20 protein-coding genes are annotated in these 19,069 nt (G+C 62.0%); 8 read left to right on the forward strand and 12 right to left on the reverse strand.

Going from position 1 to position 19,069, the window contains the following annotated elements:
- Position 1 precedes the first annotated feature (1 nt).
- On the reverse strand, positions 2–1,801 hold the full coding sequence (atzF, locus tag RGV33_RS18160; protein WP_322145466.1) for an allophanate hydrolase: 1,800 nt from the start codon (positions 1,799–1,801) through the stop codon (positions 2–4).
- 265 nt (positions 1,802–2,066) lie between these two features.
- On the opposite strand from atzF, the gene RGV33_RS18165 reads away from it, so the two are divergent.
- Both RGV33_RS18165 and RGV33_RS18170 read left to right on the forward strand, forming a co-directional pair.
- The gene (locus RGV33_RS18165; protein ID WP_322145467.1) at positions 2,067–3,443 is read left to right on the forward strand and encodes a cystathionine beta-synthase; all 1,377 of its coding nucleotides are present in this window, start codon (positions 2,067–2,069) and stop codon (positions 3,441–3,443) included.
- Entirely contained in the window at positions 3,440–4,606 is a 1,167-nt protein-coding gene (locus RGV33_RS18170) for a cystathionine gamma-synthase (RefSeq protein WP_322145468.1), read from the forward strand. The genes RGV33_RS18165 and RGV33_RS18170 overlap by 4 nt, the downstream gene beginning before the upstream one ends.
- 131 nt (positions 4,607–4,737) lie before the next feature.
- Here RGV33_RS18170 and RGV33_RS18175 read toward each other — a convergent pair whose 3' ends face one another.
- On the reverse strand, positions 4,738–5,151 hold the full coding sequence (locus RGV33_RS18175) for an MAPEG family protein (protein ID WP_322145469.1): 414 nt from the start codon (positions 5,149–5,151) through the stop codon (positions 4,738–4,740).
- Positions 5,151–5,468, reverse strand: coding sequence for a DUF2834 domain-containing protein (locus RGV33_RS18180; protein ID WP_322145470.1), 318 nt, complete (start codon positions 5,466–5,468; stop codon positions 5,151–5,153). Before RGV33_RS18180 ends, RGV33_RS18175 begins: the two co-directional genes overlap by 1 nt.
- A 116-nt stretch (positions 5,469–5,584) precedes the next feature.
- Here RGV33_RS18180 and RGV33_RS18185 point away from each other — a divergent pair, with 116 nt between their 5' ends.
- Positions 5,585–6,388 carry a helix-turn-helix domain-containing protein gene (locus tag RGV33_RS18185; RefSeq protein WP_322145471.1) on the forward strand — a complete coding sequence of 268 codons (804 nt, stop codon included), beginning with the start codon at positions 5,585–5,587 and terminating at the stop codon, positions 6,386–6,388.
- Positions 6,389–6,509: 121 nt separating this feature from the next.
- On the opposite strand, the gene RGV33_RS34290 is transcribed toward RGV33_RS18185, so the two are convergent.
- Both RGV33_RS34290 and RGV33_RS18195 read right to left on the reverse strand, forming a co-directional pair.
- The gene (locus RGV33_RS34290) at positions 6,510–6,842 is read right to left on the reverse strand and encodes a hypothetical protein (RefSeq protein WP_416152078.1); all 333 of its coding nucleotides are present in this window, start codon (positions 6,840–6,842) and stop codon (positions 6,510–6,512) included.
- A 12-nt stretch (positions 6,843–6,854) separates the two neighbouring features.
- On the reverse strand, positions 6,855–7,064 hold the full coding sequence (locus tag RGV33_RS18195) for a DUF6434 domain-containing protein (protein WP_322145472.1): 210 nt from the start codon (positions 7,062–7,064) through the stop codon (positions 6,855–6,857).
- Between the two features lie 238 nt (positions 7,065–7,302).
- Between RGV33_RS18195 and RGV33_RS18200 the strand changes: the two genes are divergently transcribed.
- Positions 7,303–7,734 carry a nuclear transport factor 2 family protein gene (locus RGV33_RS18200; protein ID WP_322145473.1) on the forward strand — a complete coding sequence of 144 codons (432 nt, stop codon included), beginning with the start codon at positions 7,303–7,305 and terminating at the stop codon, positions 7,732–7,734.
- Positions 7,735–7,950: 216 nt separating this feature from the next.
- On the opposite strand, the gene RGV33_RS18205 is transcribed toward RGV33_RS18200, so the two are convergent.
- Complete coding sequence (locus tag RGV33_RS18205) at positions 7,951–9,279, reverse strand: PLP-dependent aminotransferase family protein (protein WP_322148696.1); 1,329 nt, start codon at positions 9,277–9,279, stop codon at positions 7,951–7,953.
- A 91-nt stretch (positions 9,280–9,370) separates the two neighbouring features.
- Here RGV33_RS18205 and RGV33_RS18210 point away from each other — a divergent pair, with 91 nt between their 5' ends.
- Positions 9,371–10,261, forward strand: coding sequence for a DMT family transporter (locus RGV33_RS18210; protein WP_322145474.1), 891 nt, complete (start codon positions 9,371–9,373; stop codon positions 10,259–10,261).
- Here RGV33_RS18210 and RGV33_RS18215 read toward each other — a convergent pair.
- Positions 10,258–10,812, reverse strand: coding sequence for a YceI family protein (locus RGV33_RS18215; protein WP_322145475.1), 555 nt, complete (start codon positions 10,810–10,812; stop codon positions 10,258–10,260). The genes RGV33_RS18210 and RGV33_RS18215 overlap by 4 nt on opposite strands.
- Positions 10,813–10,930: 118 nt before the next feature.
- Between RGV33_RS18215 and RGV33_RS18220 the strand changes: the two genes are divergently transcribed.
- Positions 10,931–11,425, forward strand: coding sequence for a PaaI family thioesterase (locus RGV33_RS18220; RefSeq protein ID WP_322145476.1), 495 nt, complete (start codon positions 10,931–10,933; stop codon positions 11,423–11,425).
- Positions 11,426–11,469: 44 nt separating this feature from the next.
- Positions 11,470–12,357: a YghX family hydrolase gene (gene yghX, locus RGV33_RS18225; RefSeq protein ID WP_322145477.1), complete on the forward strand. Its 888-nt coding sequence runs from the start codon at positions 11,470–11,472 to the stop codon at positions 12,355–12,357.
- A 100-nt stretch (positions 12,358–12,457) separates the two neighbouring features.
- Here yghX and RGV33_RS18230 read toward each other — a convergent pair whose 3' ends face one another.
- Both RGV33_RS18230 and RGV33_RS18235 read right to left on the reverse strand, forming a co-directional pair.
- A complete protein-coding gene (locus tag RGV33_RS18230; protein ID WP_322145478.1) occupies positions 12,458–13,642 on the reverse strand; it encodes a DUF2252 domain-containing protein in 1,185 nt (394 codons plus the stop codon).
- A gap of 74 nt (positions 13,643–13,716) precedes the next feature.
- Positions 13,717–14,595, reverse strand: a complete 879-nt coding sequence (locus RGV33_RS18235; RefSeq protein ID WP_322145479.1) for a LysR family transcriptional regulator — start codon at positions 14,593–14,595, stop codon at positions 13,717–13,719.
- 132 nt (positions 14,596–14,727) lie between these two features.
- On the opposite strand from RGV33_RS18235, the gene ampC reads away from it, so the two are divergent.
- Positions 14,728–15,879, forward strand: a complete 1,152-nt coding sequence (ampC, locus tag RGV33_RS18240; protein ID WP_322145480.1) for a class C beta-lactamase — start codon at positions 14,728–14,730, stop codon at positions 15,877–15,879.
- A gap of 77 nt (positions 15,880–15,956) precedes the next feature.
- On the opposite strand, the gene dctM is transcribed toward ampC, so the two are convergent.
- The 3 genes from dctM to RGV33_RS18255 form a co-directional block, all read right to left on the reverse strand.
- On the reverse strand, positions 15,957–17,237 hold the full coding sequence (gene dctM / locus RGV33_RS18245) for a C4-dicarboxylate TRAP transporter large permease protein DctM (protein ID WP_322145481.1): 1,281 nt from the start codon (positions 17,235–17,237) through the stop codon (positions 15,957–15,959).
- Positions 17,237–17,869, reverse strand: a complete 633-nt coding sequence (locus RGV33_RS18250) for a TRAP transporter small permease (RefSeq protein ID WP_322145482.1) — start codon at positions 17,867–17,869, stop codon at positions 17,237–17,239. The genes dctM and RGV33_RS18250 overlap by 1 nt, the downstream gene beginning before the upstream one ends.
- Before the next feature lie 141 nt (positions 17,870–18,010).
- Positions 18,011–18,994 (reverse strand): TRAP transporter substrate-binding protein, encoded by a 984-nt coding sequence (locus RGV33_RS18255; protein ID WP_322145483.1) that lies wholly within the window; start codon positions 18,992–18,994, stop codon positions 18,011–18,013.
- Positions 18,995–19,069 lie beyond the last annotated feature (75 nt).

Consider the following 19,069-nt stretch of genomic DNA (forward strand, 5'->3'; position numbering starts at 1 on the left):
CCTACGCCCTGCTCGCCATGTAGGCGCGCCAGCCGCCGAACTCGGTGATGTCGGTGGCGCCTGCCAGGGCCCAGGGTTCGCAGATGAAGCCTTTCACGCTGCGCCCGTCCGCCAGGGTCAGGTTGCCGATGCCCAGCGGCGCGGGAATCTCGGCGACGAACTCGCCAAAGCGGGCGATGGGCATGTCCCACAGCTCAACGATGATCGAGCTGCCCGAGTCATCCCTGGCCAGCCCGGGCTTGGGCGGAACCGTGCCCGGCAGCGCATGCAGGCGGTAGTGGCTTGCCGTCAGGGTTTGTTCCACCAGCACTGCATTACGGCTGGTCAATTGGAAGTTCAGCGGCATCCCGGTGAGGTGCGCGCCCACCACCGCCACCCGCACGCTGCCCGGGGCCTGGCGCGCCGGTGCCGGTTGCGGCAGGGAACGTTCAGTGGCGCCCAACGGCAGGTCCAGGCCGGCCTGCCAGCGTTTGCCCAGATGCGCCAGCGCCGCGTCGTGCCAGGCCGGCGCGATCAGGGTGATGCCGCACGGCAGGCCATCGCTGCGCAGCCCGGCGGGCACGGCCAGTGCCGAGAGGTCGGCCAGGTTGGTGAAATTGGTGTAGAAGCCAAACTGCGAGTTGTAGAGCACCGGCTCCACGGCCATTTCCGCCAGCGTGCGAATCGTCGGGGATGTTGGAACCAGCAACGCATCGAAACCGGCCAGGCTGTCGTTGATACGCCGGCTCAATTCGGCCCGCAGGTATTCGGCTTTATAGGCATCGCAGGCGCTGTACGTGTGGCCGTTTTCGACGATGCCGCGCACCACCGGGTTGATCGCTCCGGGGTTGCTGGCGAGCATGCCTTCCATCGCGACCGTGCGCTCTGCCACCCAGGAGCCAAAATACAACTGTTCGGCGAGTTGCTGAAAAGGGCTGAAATCTATCGGAGTGATCTCGGCGCCGAGGGATTGAAACCTGAGCAACGCCTGTTCAAACACGGCCTGGTTCTGTGCATCGCCAAAAAATTCCAGGCTGGCCGGAACCGCCAGCTTGATGGTGGCGCCAACTGCGACCGGCGCGGTGTTGGGGTTAACACGGGAATACGCGTCACTGGCGTCGTAAGCGGCTGCTACGCCGACCACTACATCGGCATCTTCGACGGTCAACGCGAACACCGAAATGCAGTCCACGGTACGGCACGCGGGCACCAATCCGGTGTTGGACAAACGCCCCTTGGTCGGCTTCAACCCGACAATATTGTTGAAGCCCGCCGGCACCCGTCCGGAACCTGCGGTGTCGGTGCCCAAGGAGAACGCCACCAGGCCACGAGCAACCACCGAGGCCGAACCCGAGCTGGAACCGCCGCTGACATAATCCGGGTTGAAGCTGTTACCGACTGCGCCGTAAGGCGAGCGCGTCCCAACCAGGCCAGTGGCGAACTGATCGAGGTTGGTCTTGCCCATCAGGATCGCCCCGGCCGCGCGCAACCGGGCAACCACCGAGGCATCTGCTTGAGCCGTATAGGCAAATTCAGGGCACGCAGCGGTGGTCTCCCAGCCCGCTGCATCGATGTTGTCCTTGATCGCGAACGGCACACCGTACAGCGGCAGCTTGTCGAGATCGCCGTCGACCGCCATCAGCCGCTCGGCCAGTTGCGCCAACTGGGCACTCAACTGCTGCGGTTGCACCTGGCTGATCCAGGCATTGTCCTGGGCGGGAAACATGCCCGCCAGGGTCAACAGAATATCGGGCGTCAGCGCGTGGCTGCGGTATGCGGCCTGCCATTCACCCAGGGTCCAGCCGAGTTGTTCGTTGTGCATTGAGGATTCCATCTTGTATCCAAGTTTGGATTTCCTTTAGCAAGCGCTGGGCCAATCAGCTGCAAGCCAATGAATACGTGGCCTTGGCGAAAATACTGGGTGAGAGCAGCCCTCGTACGTGCTCCGTGATGAAGCAGCAATGCGCCAAAAAAAGACATTCAGGCGGCCGTCCGGTTGCGACCTGCGCGATACCGGCCTATGTTCGAAACCATGCTCTAAAAACTGCTGTCCATCCCATACGCCCTTTCCGTAGCCAGGTGACGACATGCCCACCGCTTCCCGCCCCGCCGTGCTCGAACTGATCGGCAACACCCCGCTGGTGCGGGTCAGCCGCTTCGATACCGGCCCGTGCACGCTGTTCCTCAAGCTTGAATCCCAAAACCCCGGCGGCTCGATCAAGGACCGCATCGGCCTGGCCATGATCGACGCCGCCGAACGCGACGGCCGCCTGCGCCCCGGTGGCACCATCATTGAAGCCACCGCTGGCAACACCGGCCTCGGCCTGGCCCTGGTAGGCCGCGCCAAGGGTTACCGGGTGGTGCTGGTGGTGCCCGACAAGATGTCCACCGAGAAGGTCTTGCACCTCAAAGCCATGGGCGCCGAGGTGCACATCACCCGCTCCGATGTCGGCAAGGGCCACCCCGAGTATTACCAGGACGTCGCCGCCCGGCTGGCCAAAGACATTCCCGATTCGTTCTTCGCCGACCAGTTCAATAACCCGGCCAATCCCCTGGCTCACGAGACCAGCACCGCCCCGGAAATCTGGGCCCAGACCCAGCATGACCTGGACGCCATCGTGGTGGGCGTGGGCTCGGCCGGCACCCTCACCGGCCTGACGCGCTTCTTCAAACGCGTGCAACCCGACCTGGCCATGGTGCTGGCCGACCCGGTCGGCTCGGTGATGGCCGAGTACAGCCGCAGCGGCACCCTGACCGAACCCGGCTCGTGGGCGGTGGAAGGCATCGGCGAAGACTTCATCCCCTCGATCGCCGACCTCTCCAGCGTGCGCCACGCTTACTCGATCAGCGACGAAGAAAGCTTCGACCACGCCCGCCAGTTGCTGCGGGCCGAAGGCATTCTGGGCGGTTCCTCCACCGGCACCCTGCTCGCCGCGGCGCTGCGTTATTGCCGCGAACAGACCGAGCCCAAGCGCGTCGTCACCTTCGTCTGCGACACCGGCACGCGCTACTTGTCGAAGGTCTACAACGACCAATGGATGAACGATGCCGGCCTGCTGCAATACAAACACTACGGCGACCTGCGCGACCTGATCGCCCGCCGCTTCGAAGACGGCCGGGTGATCAGCGTCGGCCCCGACGACAGCCTGCTCACCGCCTTCCAGCGCATGCGCCTGGCGGACGTCTCGCAACTGCCGGTGCTGGTGGACGGGCAAAAACTGGTGGGTGTGCTCGATGAGTCAGACGTACTGCTTGGCCTGCACCAGAACGCCGCGCACTTCTCCATGACCGTCGCCAGTGCCATGACCAACGCCCTCCAGACCCTTGCGCCCAGCGCCAGCCTTGCGCAATTGCAGGCCGAGCTGGATCGCGGACTGGTTGCAATCATTGCCGACGCGTCGGGCTTCTACGGCCTGATCACCCGCGTCGACCTGCTCAATCACCTACGGAGATCCCTTGCATGACCCAGCACGATAAAAGCGCCTTCGCCACCCGCGTGATCCATGCCGGGCAATCCCCGGACCCGACCACGGGCGCGCTGATGCCGCCGATCTACGCCAACTCCACCTACCTGCAGGAAAGCCCCGGGGTTCACAAAGGCTTCGACTACGGGCGCTCCCACAATCCGACGCGCTTCGCCCTGGAGCGCTGCGTAGCGGATCTTGAAGGCGGCACCCAGGCCTTCGCGTTTGCCTCCGGGCTGGCGGCGATTTCCACCGTGCTGGAACTGCTCGACGCCGGTTCCCACGTGGTCTCCGGCAATGACTTGTACGGCGGCACCTTCCGCCTGTTCGACAAAGTGCGCCAACGCAGCGCCGGGCATCGCTTCAGCTTTGTCGACCTGACCGACCTCTCGGCCTTCGAAGCCGCGTTGCAGGACGACACGCGGATGGTCTGGGTCGAAACCCCCAGTAACCCGCTGTTGAGCCTGACCGATCTCAGCGCCATTTCACGCATCTGCCGTGCCCGGGGCATCATCTGCGTGGCCGACAACACCTTCGCCAGCCCCTGGATCCAACGCCCGCTCGAATTGGGTTTCGACATTGTTGTGCACTCCACCACCAAGTACCTCAACGGCCACTCCGATGTGATCGGCGGTATTGCGGTGGTCGGCCAGAATCCCGAGTTGGCCGAGCGCGTGGGCTTCCTGCAAAATTCCGTGGGCGCAATTGCCGGGCCGTTTGACGCCTTCCTGACTTTGCGCGGGGTGAAGACACTGGCGCTGCGCATGGAACGGCATTGCAGCAACGCACTGGAACTGGCGACATGGCTGGAGCAACAGCCGCAGGTGGCGCGGGTTTACTACCCTGGACTGGCCTCGCACCCGCAACATGAACTGGCGCGCCGGCAGATGCGCGGGTTTGGCGGGATGATTTCGGTAGACCTCAAAACCGACCTCGCGGGCGCGACACGCTTCCTGGAAAACGTGAAGATCTTTGCCCTGGCCGAAAGCCTCGGCGGTGTGGAAAGCCTGATCGAACACCCGGCGATCATGACCCATGCGAGCATCCCGGCGGCGACCCGGGCGCAGTTGGGGATTGGGGATGGGCTGGTGCGGTTGTCGGTGGGCGTTGAGGATGTAGAGGATCTGCGAGCAGACTTGGCGCAGGCGTTATCCACGATCTGAATAACACCGCAGAACACTGTGGCTGGGGAGCTTGTTGTAGTGAGGGAGCTTGCTCCCGCTGGGCTGCGTAGCGGCCCCAAATTTCCGGGAGCGCTGCGCACTCCAGCGGGAGCAAGCTCCCTCACCACAGGTTACTCGGTGAGGCTAAGGCAGAGCACACCGGCCAGCCCGCACAGGCAAGCCACTCCCACGCAGTAAGCGACCGTACGCAACGGCTGGCGGCCACCCAGGTACATCAGCGTATGCATCACCCGAACGACGGTGAACGTGCAAAACAGCCAGGTCGTGGCAACGCTGGTCGCCTCCAATGCGACGCACAACCCACCCAGGACAAAGAACAACGGAATATTCTCCAGGTCATTCGCCCAGGCTCTGGCACCTCGGCTGACCTGCGGCAGTTCCTGCGAATTAGCCGCCCGCTTGAAGAAGCCGGCATCCTCACTGTTGATGAACGCAAGGTGCCTGAGGCGGAAATAGCCTTGATAGCAAGAGATCGCCAACATCTTGATGAACAGTACCAACACGCACAGGGCATACACCTTCATCATCGGCTCCCCGAACAGCGGCGGAACCCGTTGACCACGAGATACAACAGCGGCCCCACGGACACAAAAACCGCCGTTATCAACCAATAAGGCAACACCGACACCACGGATTTGCCTCTGGCCCGCGCGTCCCGGCACATCCAAATACACGCCATCAGCGCCATCAGGTACAGGTCAATCACCACCTGGGCGGTGTCCGGCCTCGCCATCAATTCAAGCCCGAAGGCCATGAGCGATTGCTCGGCCATCAGCATCGTGATCAATGTGTACAGGGTAAAAGCCAATAACCCGGCCAGGGCAATCCAGGGTCTGCGCATGCTCTCCTCCTTGGAGACAAGTGTTCGGGAAGCTGCACATTAGTGATAACGTCCGACCCTTCTCAATGACCTCACAGGTCATCGACACCACCGACCCGCACGGCCAGAGTCAGCCCATGAGCAGCCCACCTTTCCCCCGCGCCAACCCCGACACCACCGCCGGCGCGCAACTGCGCGTGCTGCGTCGGCAAGCCCAATTGAGCCAACTGGAACTGGCGCTGATCACCGGGGTTTCCCAGCGCCACCTTAGCTGTATCGAGACAGGGCGCGCCAAGCCAAGCCCGGGCACCCTGCATAATTTGCTGATGGCGCTGGAGGCGCCGCTGGAGCAGTGCAACAACGTGTTCCTGGCTGCAGGTTTTGCCCCGCGCTATGAGGCAACCCCGCTGTCTTCGCCATCGATGGAAGCCGTTCGCGAGGCCATCAACCATGTGCTGCACGCGAATAATCCTGCGCCGGCGATCGTGCTGGGCAGTCACTGGGAGGTGCTCGCCGCCAATGCCAGCACGCAGGTGCTGTTCGATCTGGTGGGGATCAAGCCGGAGGCGGCTGATGGACTGAATTTGCTGGTCACCTTGCTGCAGCCGGGCGGCCTGGGTGATCACTTGGACAACGCTGAAGAAATCCGCACCATCGCCTGGCAGCGAGCAACCCGCGAGGCCTTGGGCAATCCGCAACTCGCCAGGCTTTTAGAGCGCCTGCCGGCCCCGCAGAGTACCGAAGTATTGATCAATGAACTGCCGCCACTGGTGCTGACACGCGTCAACTCGCGTGAGGGTCCGCTGAACTTCATGTCGACCTTCACGACCTTCGGCATGCCCCAGGACATCACCGTGACGTCGCTGCGCATCGAGCATCTGATTCCGGCGGATGCACAGACGTGGCAGGTGATGACCGCGGCGTATGAGCGGTCGAAATAGGCAATGCCTTGCCGGACTCGGCAACCCATGATCGAGGTCACCAACCCCACGCCCGAGGTCAAGGCCAAGCTGGGCGACCTTCAACGATAAAAACAACGCCGTCGAACTGCCCGATTTCCAGTCACTCAGCAAAAGCGACGCCACCCATGTGGCCAACGGTCTTCAGTACCTGCTCGACATCGGGCGCCTCGATGGCAAGGCCATCAGCGCGAAAAATGGCGACCAGTCGACCGATAACATCGCGGCCTACAAGGATTGGCTGCAGGCGCATATCGGTGTGGATGTGCAGGCCTGAGACGGTTCCGTTTTCGGCACCCACCCGCGGGATCTGGCCGCTGATGTAGACATGGTTGCCGTCCCTTAACAGCGGCGTGTAGTTGCCGCCGATCTTGAACTCGTCGAGTTGATAACCCAGGCGCACCATGGCCGCCGCGTACTGTTGATCCGGTGTCATGTCTTGTTGTCCTTATAGGCTGTTGCGGCGCTGCCATTCATCCACCACATCGCCCATGGTCTTGGGGATGTCGTTACCAATCCACGCCATGAAATCGCGGTCGAACTTGAACCCAGCACCGCAGTGTTCAAGCATGAAGCGGCGCACGTTCTGAGTGTTTCTGTATTGCCGGGTGACGCAAGTACTGCGCTGGATCGAATCACTGTGCCAATTAAAAAGCATTGCATTCCCTCGCCGGTTTTGGAGCAGCGGGCACAGCATAGCCATGCGCTTTTTATACGGGAAGTAGCGCCAACGATTTCGAAAGTGATATGACGACTGCTCATGATCAATATGGCTTATCTGCTGGCTTACGTGAAATTTCACTTTCCTTGACCATGCAAAATACGGCATGGTTGTACGACGACTATAAGGCCCGTCCTGTGTCGTACCAGTACCCCACAACAACAAGGAAACACCCATGCAAAACATCAAGGTTCTGATTGGTTTTCTGTGCCTGTTCAGCGGTTACGCGGCCGCCGCGCCTGCCGCAACCGACAAGGATGTAGCCGTTGCGGTCGATCATCTGACCCAGGCCATGCTGCACAAGGACATCTCGCAACTGCAAGCCCTCACCGCCAACAACCTCACCTACGGCCACTCCAGCGGCAAGATCCAGAACAAGCAGGAATTTATCGCCGACATTGAAACCGGCAGAAGCGGTTTCAAGACCCTGGAAATGCAAAAACAGACCATCACCCTCAATGGCGACACCGCGCTGGTGCGCAACCACTTCTCCGCCCAGGCCGTAAACAGCGGTGTTGAAGTGCCCACCGAAATTGAAAACTTCCAGGTTTGGCAGAAGCAGAAAGGCAAGTGGCTGCTGATCGGGCGTCAGGCCTACAAGTTCTGACAGCAGCCGGATGCCTTCCTGTGAGGAGGGAGCCTGTTGTGAGGGAGCTTGCTGTGGCGAGGAGCCTGCTGTGAGGGAGCTTGCTGTGGCGAGGGAGCTTGCTCCCGCTGGAGTGCGCAGCGCTCCCAGCTTTTTGGGGCCGCTACGCAGCCCAGCGGGAGCAAGCTCCCTCGCCACGGTCATCTCAAGGGCCATCGAGATGCGTCGGCAAACGGCCTAGTACGCCTCCACCGCCCAGCGCACCTTCACCAGCGCCTCACGCAACACGGCCCGGTCTACCGAGCCCAGCGCCACGCGTATTGCATGGGGCACGTGGGCCGAGACGGCAAACGGCTCGGCGGTGGACACCGAGATATTTTCCCGCGCCAGCGCCATGGTGATCTGGTCGGCGCGGGCCTCTTCCGGCAAGGGCAGCCACAAAAAATAAGAACACGGATGGCGGATCACATTGAGCCCCGCCAACACCTCATCGGCCACCGCCTGGCGCGCCCGGGCATCCTCGCGCTTTTGCGCTTCCAGTTGCAGCACCGTGCCGTCGTCGAGCCAAGCGGCGGCAAGGGCGGTCATCACCCCCGGGGTGTTCCAGGTGGTGGCCATGACCGTACGTTCCAGCGCCGCCATCCACTGCGAAGGCACGGCCACGAACCCCACCCGCAGCCCGGTGGCGACACTCTTGGACAGCCCCGACACGTACACCGTGCGCTCCGGCGCCAGTTCGGCCACAGGCGGCGGCGCATCCTCGGCTAAGAACGCGTAGGCGGCGTCCTCGATCAGGATCAAATCATGCAGGCGTGCAATCGCTATCAAGTGCTCGCGCTGCTCCCTGCTCATCACCCAGCCCAACGGGTTATGCAGGGTCGGCATGCTGTACACGGCGCGTACCGGGCGCCGGGCGCAGAGCTTTTCGAGGAAGGCCAGGTCCGGCCCCCTCGCGGTCAGCGGGATCGCGACGATCTCAAGGTGCAGCGTCTCGGCCAGCACCTTGAACCCGGAATAGGTCAGCGCATCCACCGCCACTACATCGCCGGGCTTGAGGAGCGACATCATGGTCACCGCCAGCCCGTGTTGGGCCCCGCTGACGATCAGCACCTGCTCGGCTTGCACCGTCAGCCCGCGACTCGCCAGATGCCGCGCCACCGCGGCCCGCTCGTGCAGGCGGCCGGCGTGGGGTTGATAGCGCAGCAATGAAGCCAGGTCGCCGGACAGCGCCAACTGGCGTAACGCCGTACGCAGCAGGTCGGTCTGGCCCGGCAGGGATGGGTAGTTGAAGTTGAGATCGATCATGCCCGCTGCCACGGCGATCTGGCCGACACCCTGCCCCGGCGACAGCGCGATTTCGCGCACAAAGGTTCCGCGCCCGGTCTCGCCGCTGACCAACCCCATGGCCGCAAGCTCGGTATACACCCGGCTGGCCGTGACCAGCGCCAGCCCATGGCTGGCGGCCAACTGGCGATGAGTCGGCAAACGAGTACCCGCCGCCAGCGTGCCGGAGCGGATATCCCGGGCGAAGGTGTCCACCAAGGTTTTGTAGCGGGCGCGGGCCATAGGCGATGTATCCATGACAATTTTTTGATTGTCTGGATACTGAATCATAGGATGCGGCGGACGCAACTTATCCTTATCGAGCCCGCCCCCCATGGAACGCACCACTCACCTCAACGCCCAGGAACACAACGCCAGCGGCTGGATCAATGGCTTTATCGGCGTGGTGATCTTCAGCGGCTCGCTACCCGCCACGCGCCTGGCGGTGCTGGAATTTGATCCGGTGTTCCTGACCGTCGCCCGCGCCACCATCGCCGCCCTGCTTGGCCTGAGCCTGCTGTGGCTGTTCAAGGAACAGCGCCCGGCCCGCAGCCAGTGGCTGCCATTGGCAATCGTCGCACTGGGCGTGGTGATCGGCTTTCCGCTGCTCACGGCCTTGGCCTTGCAGTACATCACCAGCGCCCACTCCATCGTCTTTGTCGGCCTGCTGCCATTGGCTACGGCGGTGTTCGGCGTAGTGCGCGGCGGCGAGCGGCCAAAGCCGGTGTTCTGGTTGTTTTCGATCCTGGGCAGCCTGCTGGTGGTGGGCTACGCCGTCTCCCAAGGCCTGAGCGCCGCGCCCCTCGGGGATGTGCTGATGCTGCTGGCAATATTGTCGTGCGGCCTTGGTTATGCCGAAGGCGCCAAGCTGTCGCGCACCCTGGGCGGCTGGCAGGTGATCTGCTGGGCACTGGTGATCTCGCTGCCGGTCGTCGCGCCACTGGCCGCCATCCTCAAGCCCGCGTCTTTCACAGGTATCAGCCTGCCGGCCTGGCTCTGCCTGGCCTATGTGTCGCTGTTCAGCATGCTGATCGGGTTTGTGTTCTGGTATCGCGGGCTGGCCCAGGGCGGTATCGCCGCCGTGGGGCAATTGCAGTTGCTGCAACCGTTCTTTGGCCTGGCGCTCGCCGCCACGCTGCTGCATGAACAGGTGAGCCTGGGCATGCTGGTGGTGACGGTGGCGGTGATTGCCTGTGTGGCGGGCGCGAAGAAGTTTGCGCGCTAGCGTTGGGGTGCAACCATCTTGAACTTGATGGTGATCTCATTCGACACCACGCTGTCCGCCCACTCGCCCGCGCCGATCTTGAAGTCATCGCGTTTAAGCACCAACTCGCCGTCGAACACGCCAATGCCGCTCTGCTCCTTGAGCGCCACCTTGACCTCCACCGGTTTGGTCTGGCCTTTAAGGGTCAGGTTGCCGCTGAACAGGTAGCGGTTGGCGCCAAGGTCAGTGATGTGGGTCGAGGTAAAGGTGCCCACCGGGTAAGTCGTCATGTCGAACCAGCCGGGCTTGGGCAGTTCAGTGTTGGCGTTGTCGCTGCCGGCATTGATGCTCGGTAGCTGAATGGTCAGCACGGTGCTGGCGGCGGCGGGGTTTTGCGTATCGAAACTCAGGGTCGCCGAATACGTGCCAAACGTGCCGTATACCTGCTGGCCCATCTGGTCATAGGTGAAGCTGATGGTGCTGGCCGCCGGGTTGACGTCGGTGTATTCCACGGCATAGGCGTTGGACAAGGTGCCGAGGGTAAGGAAGGCTGCTAGCAATCGACGTTTCATGGGATTCTCAACCGGGAATAAAACACGCTGTGCAGAAGTAACAGCGTAGGTGCTGGATTTATTCCCGCCCGTGGCATTAGGCTCATCCCTGACGGAACTCATACAACAAGGAGCCACGATGCCCGCGCTTTCCCTGCAAGACACCACCGCCCCCGAAGGCGTCTGTTATGGCTGCGGCAGCAGCAACCCCCATGGGCTGCACATCAAGAGCCGCTGGGACGCCGACGGCATCCACGTGATCGCCGAGCACCAGCCCGACGCCCAATACTGCGGCTGGCCAGACCTGGTCTACGGCGGCTTGATCGCGATGCTGGTGGACTGTCACTCCAATTGGACAGCCATGGCCTACCACTACCGGGCCGAACAACGCGAACCTGGCAGTCTGCCGCGTATCGACTGCGTGACCGGCAACCTGGGCATCAAATTCATCAAGCCGACCCCGATGGGCGTACCGCTGACCTTGCGCGCGAAAGTCGAGGGCGACGTGGGGCGCAAAAGCCGCGTGGTCTGCGAGGTGTACGCCGATGGCGTGCTCACGGCAATCGGCGATTCAGTGTTCGTGCGGGTCGACACCGGGCAATTGGCCGCCGCTGCCCATGGCCGGCAAGCCTGATACTGGTCTACATTCAGTCCCACCGCTAATCGAGGACGCCACCGATGACTCGCCTGACTGCCAAAGACTTTGCCCCTGAACTGCTGGAGCTTTACGACGGCTACGCCCATGGCAAGATCAACCGCCGCGAGTTTCTCGACCGCGCGGCGCTGTTCACCTTTGGCGGGCTGACGGCGTCGGCCCTACTCGCCGCCCTGAGCCCCAACTATGCCCTGGCCGAACAGGTGAAATTCACCGACCCGGATATCGTTGCCGACTACATCACCTACCCCTCACCCAAGGGCAACGGCACGGTGCGTGGCTACCTGGTGCGCCCGGCCAAGGCCACCGGCAAGCTGCCGGCGGTGGTGGTGGTGCATGAGAACCGTGGGCTTAACCCGTACATCGAAGACGTCGCCCGGCGGTTGGCCAAGGCCGGGTTTATTGCCTTGGCGCCGGACGGTTTGACCTCGGTGGGCGGCTATCCCGGCAATGATGAGAAAGGTGTGGAGTTGCAGCAGAAGGTCGATCCCGAGAAGCTGATGAATGACTTTTTCGCAGCCATCGAATGGTTGATGCACCACGATGCAAGCACCGGCAAGGTGGGGATTACCGGGTTCTGTTATGGCGGCGGCGTGACCAATGCGGCAGCGGTGGCTTATCCGGAGTTGGGCGCAGCGGTGTCGTTTTATGGGCGCCAGCCGCAGGCCAAGGATGTACCACGGATAAAGGCCCCGATCATGCTGCATTACGCAGAGTTGGACACGCGGATTACCGAGGGCTGGCCGGCGTATGAGAAAGCGCTGAAGGCGGCGGGTACGACGTATGAAGCGTTTATCTACAAAGGCGCCAACCATGGGTTCCACAATGATTCGACGCCGAGGTATGACGAAGCGGCGGCGAACCTGGCGTGGGAGCGCACGCTCGGCTGGTTCAAAAAATACCTGGCCTGAACACACCGCTCATGTAGGAGCTGGCTTGCCGGCGATGCTGACACCTCGGTCCATCAGGTACACCAAGTTGATGCCATCGCCGGCAAGCCAGCTCCTACGGTCAGTGTTCCAGCGCATACCGCCGACAGTGGTTGAGGTAACCTTCCTCATGGCTACCTACCAACTGCACCACACTGGTCCATAACCATGAAGGCGCATCCAGCTGCTTGGAGCGGTTCTCCTGCAATACCGCCATCCAGTCCTTGCGCGTGTCACGGTCCATCTGCCGCGCATGGGCGACGCCGACCACCCGCGCCAGGTACCCGGCCGCGTGCATCGCATCAACCTCACTCAGCTCATCCAGCTCCAGTTTCATGTCCTGGGGCAGCAATTCACGGATGAAAAACCCGTGATCCAGAAACCGCGTCGCCAGCATCCGCTCCCCCAGCGACGGCGACAGGTGCCGCGCGCCCTCCACCACCCGCCGCCCGTTATCACGAGGCATCTTCGCCCGTGCCGCACGCGGCGCTGCAGCGCCCACCGCTTCCTTAATATCGAGCAGGCAGTATTCCTGATCTTCCTTGTCCCCAACCCCCAACAACACCGCATACCGCAACAACCCGAGGGAGCTGCAGCCCTTGACCCAATACGCCGAATCCAACAGCTCAACCTCGTCATCGTTTGAGCGGCCTTTGAGCGAAGTCACCAGCCGGTGAATTTCATCCGAGGCGCACAAGGTCTCAAGGGCTGACTTTTCCGCCCGTGACAACGCCCAGAAATGCTTGCCCAACGGGATCGTCGGCCGGGTGTTTTCAATACGCTCACGGGCCAGGTTCTTCCAGGTGCGCTCCACCGCGCTGCGCATGCCGGCCTTGACCTGGGACGGGCGCGGCGGCGCCTCGTCAGGCTTGTCCTTGAACGCCTGCTCATACCCCACCATCATCTCTTCGAGCATGCGTGCAGTGGTCACCCCCGGCAGATCCGAACCGCGGGCAGCGGTGGCCAAGGACAGCGCCAGGCGCACCAGGTCATGGGCCGGGTTGCCGATCACCGTCTGGTCAAGGTCACGGATATGCATGTCGATCCGGCCCTTGGTGTCGCCCGTGGGCCCGAGGTTGCCGGCATGGCAGTCACCGCAGATCCAGATCGCCGGCCCATGGGGCAAGCGCCGACCGCGCTGGCTGTGCAGCCACTCATAAAACTGAACGGTACTGCCTCGCACATAAGCGTGGGCGGAGCGCGCCATCTTCAGGTTGCGCAGTTGGATGAGGTGGGGCATTCGCGAAGAAGGACGCGGGGATTTCATAGAGGCACTCAGCCAAGGGGATACGGTAGAGGTTAGCTCGCCGCAAATGTTTCATTTTGTTTCGGTGGATTTTATTAATCGGCCTGTGCCACTCCACGCAACCACGCCTTGAATGCCGCCATCGCCGGTGTCTCGACCCGTGACTGCAAGCGTGTCAGCCAATAACTGCCGGTGGTGATGCCCACCTCGAATGGCTGGCGAATCACATCCGTCGCCAACTGCCGGCCAAACATCATGGCTGGCGCCAGAGCCACCCCCGCACCTTGCAGTGCGGCTTCCATCATCGCCAGGGACGAGTCGAAAACAATGCTGCGCGGCACCAGCGTGTCGGCGGGCAAGCCGGCGGCCTGGAACCACTGCGTCCACTCATCGGCGCGGTAAGAGCGCAGCAAGGTGTGCTTCAACAGGTCTGCCGGCGCCTGCAATTGCCGGGCAATCTGCGGCACGCAAAGCACCGTCAGCGGTGCTTCCAGCAACTGGCACGCCTCGGTACCGTGCCACGCACCGGCACCAAAACGAATCGCGTAATCCAGGCCTTCGGCGGCCACATCGACGCGGTTGTTGTTGGTGGACAGCCGCAAGTCGATAAACGGGTAGCGCGCTTGGAAATCCGCAAGCCTGGGCAGCAGCCAGCCCACCGCAAAGGTGCCCACCGCACCCACCGTCAATACTTCGCGGTAATGCCCGCCTTCAAACTGGCCCAAGGTTTGAGCAATCCGGTCAAAGGATTCGCGCAACACCGGCAGCAGGGTTTCGCCTTCACTGGTGAGCATCAAGCCCCGGGGCAAGCGTTTGAACAGCGTGACATTGAGCTGCGCCTCCAGGCTTTTCACCTGGTGACTGACCGCCGCCTGGGTGACGCACAACTCAATCGCCGCCCGGGTAAAGCTCAAATGCCGCGCAGAAGCTTCAAAGGCGCGCAGCGCGTTGAGGGGCAAATGGGAACGGAGCATAGCTTAACCCTAATTTTTCTAATGGCTGCTGCGAGATATCATCGTTTGTCGAAGCCGCACAAACTGCCTAGATTTGCGGCGCCCGCGCAGGTATTGGTCGTCAACCCATCACCGTATGGAAGCCACATCATCATGTACGAACTTTCTTCAAAAGCACGAACGGTCACACTATTCGCCCTATTGCTCGGCGCCGGCAACTGCATGGCGGCCACAGATTTGCGCCAGGTGGTGGACAGTACCGTCGAACCCCTGATGCAGCAACAAGACATCGCCGGCCTGTCGGTCGCAGTGATACAGAACGGCAAGGCGCAATACTTTAACTACGGCGTCGCATCCAGGGAAGGCAAGCAACCGGTCAGCGAAAACACCCTGTTCGAAATCGGCTCGGTGAGCAAGACCTTCACCGCCACTCTCGCAGGCTATGCCCTGGCCAACGGCAAGCTGAAACTCTCGGACCCGGCCAGCCAATACCTGCCGGCGTTGCGTGGCGGCACATTTGACCACATCAGCCTGCTCAACCTCGGCACCTACACCGCCGGTGGCCTGCCACTGCAATTCCCGGATGAGTCCGATAACGCCAGCAAGATGATCAGCTACTACCAGCACTGGAAAGCGGATTTCGCCCCCGGCACCCAACGCCTCTACTCCAACCCGAGCATCGGCCTGTTCGGCCACCTCGCCGCCCAAAGCCTGGGCCAGCCGTTTGACCGGCTGATGGAGCAAACGCTGCTGCCGAAACTCGGCCTCAAGCACACCTTTATCACCGTGCCCAAGGCGCAGATGAACCTGTACGCGCAGGGTTACGACAAGGCCGGCAAACCGGTGCGTGTCGGCCCGGGCGCCCTGGACGCCGAGGCCTACGGCATCAAGACCAGCACCTCGGACCTGATCCATTACGTTGAAGTGAACATGCACCCGGCGAAGCTGGAAAAGCCGCTGCAACAGGCGATTGCCACGACGCACACCGGCTACTACACCGTGCAGGGCATGACCCAGGGCCTCGGCTGGGAGATGTACCCCTACCCGATCACCCTGGACGCCCTGACTGCAGGCAACTCGGCGCAAATGGCCTTTGAGCCGCACAAGGTCAACTGGCTGACACCACCACAAGCGCCCCATGCCGACACGCTGGTGAACAAGACCGGCGCCACTGGTGGCTTTGGCGCCTACGTGGCGTACGTGCCGAGCAAAGGCCTGGGGGTGGTGATCCTGGCGAACAAGAACTACCCGAACGCCGAACGGGTGAAAGCGGCACACGCCATCTTGAGTGCGATGGATAGATAAAACCCTGCACATATCAAATGTGGGAGCCGGGCAAGCCCGGCTCCCACATGTGTTTTGCGGTGTGCTTTAAGTTGGGTTTACATCCCAAGCCAGTGCGGCAAGGCCAGCGAGATGAATGGCAGGTAGGTCACCATGATCAGGAACACCAGCAGGATCATCAGCCACGGCAACGCCGCGCGGATGGTCTGCCCCAGCGTCAGCCCCGTCACCGCCGACGTCACAAACAGGTTCAACCCCACCGGCGGGTGCACCAGGCCAATCTCCATGTTGACCACCATCACGATCCCCAGGTGAATCGGGTCGATCCCCAGCTTCATCGCGATCGGAAAGAAGATCGGCGCCAGGATCAGCACGATCGCCGACGGCTCCATAAAGCTGCCCGCCACCAGCAACACCACGTTGACCATGATCAAAAAGCCAATCGGCGTCAGGCCTTCGGAGATCACCCACGCGGTGATTTCCTGCGGGATTTGCTCAGTCGTCAGCACGTGGGCGAAGAGCATGGCGTTGGCGATGATAAACATCAGCATGATCGCCAGGCGCCCGGACTCCATCAGGACCTTGGGGCAGTCCTTGATCTTCATGTCCTTGTAGACGAACAGCGCGACAAACGCCGAATACACCGCCGCCACCGCCGCCGCTTCCGTCGGGGTGAACATGCCGCTGTAGATGCCGCCCAGGATAATCACCAACAGCAGCAAGCCCCAGAACGCCCGGCGAGCGCAGGTGAGCCACTCACGGAACGTCGCCCGTGGCTGGGCCGGCAGTTTCTTGATGCGCGCGACAATGTAGATCGCGACCATCAACATCAAGCCCAACAGCAGGCCCGGGATTACTCCGGCCATGAACAGTTTGCCCACCGAGGTTTCGGTCGCCGCCGAGTACACCACCATCACGATCGACGGCGGAATCAGGATGCCCAGGGTACCGGCGTTGCAGATAATCCCGGCACCAAATTCCTTCGGATAGCCCGAGCGCACCATGCCCGCCACCGCAATCGAACCCACCGCCGCCACCGTCGCAGGCGAAGAGCCCGACAGCGCGGCAAACAGCATGCACGCCAACACGGCCGCAATCGCCAGGCCACCACGGATATGCCCGACGCAGGCGTTGGCAAAGTCGATCAGCCGTTGCGCCACGCCGCCGGTGGTCATGAACGCACCCGACAACAGGAAGAATGGAATCGCCAGGAAAGTGTAGGCGTCCGAGGTTTCAAACAGCTTGATCGCCAGCGAACTCACCGAGTCCGGGCTGAACATCAGGATCGACACCGCGCCCGACAAGCCCAGGGAAATCGCGATGGGCACGCCGAGGAACATGAACACGAACAGCAGCAAAAACAGACACAGAACGGCCATCAGTGACGCTCCTCATGGCTGCCGGCCAACTTGCTGGCTTCACCGGCTTCGTCGGCCAGGCCCAGCCCGGTTTGGCGGTGGGTGAAGATGCGGTAGAAAATCTCGAGGTAGCGGATGAACACCAGGGCAAAGCCGATGGGTACGATCACCACGATGTCGCCGACGTCGATGCCGAACTTGTCGAGGTCTTCAGCGCCAATGCCGGCGGTCATCACCGCACTCAGCCACTTGTAGCTGGCGACCATGAACAACCCGGCGTAGGCCAGGCAGCACAGGCAGGCGAGCATGCCCAGCAGGCGTTGCACGCGGCGCGGCGTCAGCTTGACCAGCGCGTCCACGCCGAGGTGGCCGGCGGTGCGCACGCCGTAGGAGATGCCGAAGAAAATCAGCCAGCCGAACATCGCCTTGGTCAGCGCCACGCTCCAGGTCATGTCCTGGGCCCAGCCCATAGTGTGGTCACCCAGGGCGTTGAAAAGGCCGCTGCTCCAGGCCCACTTATCGGCGAGGGAAAAGAACAGCGTGTAAATGTTATTGAGCATGACGTAGACAAAAGTCACCAGGGTCATGGCAGCCAGCAGGAAGGCGATAAAACCTTCCTCCAGATGCTCCCAGGCGCGCCTTAGCGTTTGCATGGCAAAACCTCGCGAAACTGGACGGAAAATGGGCAGCCCGTAGCAGCTGTCGAGCCCCGGCGAGGCTGCGTCAGCGGTGTACCTGATACACCGCGAACGCAGCCTCGCCGGGGCTCGACAGCTGCTACGCAAGTGCGGCCATTACTGGTTCGACGCGTCGGCGGCCTTGATCAGGTCGGCACCGATTTCACCTTCGAACTTCTGCCACACCGGGCGCATCGCTTCGCGCCACAGCTGGCGTTGCTCGGGCGTCAGTTCGATGATTTCGCTGGTCTTGGCGTCGATGATCTTCTGCTTGGCCGACTGGTTCAGTGCTTCGGCCTGCTTGTTCACCTCCAAGGTGACTTCGACCATGACCTGGTCCAGGGTGGTGCGCACATCCGGCGGCAGGCCGTTCCAGAACTTGGCGTTGGTAATGACCATGTAGTCGATGAGGCCGTGGTTGGACTCGGTGAAGTACTTCTGCACCTCGTTGACCTTCTGGCTTTCATAGTTCGACCAGGTGTTCTCGGTGCCATTCACGGTGCCGGTCTGCAAGCCCTGGTACACCTCGGCAAAGCTCATTTTGCGCGGGTTGGCGCGGATCGCCTTGAACTGCTCTTCCAGCACGCTGGAGGCCTGCACCCGGAACTTCAGGCCACGGGCATCCTTGGGTTCATGCAAGGCCTTGTTCGACGACAGTTGCTTGAGGCCGTTGTGCCAATAGGCCAGGCCGAGAATGTTCTTGTCTTGCATCGAGGTCAGCAGCGCCTTGCCCTGGGCGGCCTGGAAGCGGTCGACCGCCGCCAGGTCGTTGAACAGGAACGGCAGGTCGTAGATCTGGACTTGCTTGGTGTACTGCTCAAACTTGGCCAGGGACGGCGCCAGCATCTGCACATCGCCCAGCAACAGCGCTTCCATTTCCTTGCCATCGCCGAACAGCGAGGAGTTGGGGTACACCTCGACTTTCACCCGGCCAGGCAGGCGTTCTTCAGCGAGTTTCTTGAACAGCAAGGCGCCCTGGCCTTTCGGGGTATTTTCTGCGACGACGTGGGCGAACTTGATCACGATAGGGTCGGCCGCCTGGGCCAGGCCCGCGGCAAACAAGGTGGCGGCGCAGAACAGCGCCCGAGAAAGCTTGAGCATGGAAAATCACCTTCTTATTGTTGTGTGATAGGGGCAAGGTGCCTGATGTCACGCGTATAGAGAATTTCGAATTTT

Source organism: Pseudomonas sp. Bout1, assembly GCF_034314165.1.
GTDB lineage: Bacteria > Pseudomonadota > Gammaproteobacteria > Pseudomonadales > Pseudomonadaceae > Aquipseudomonas.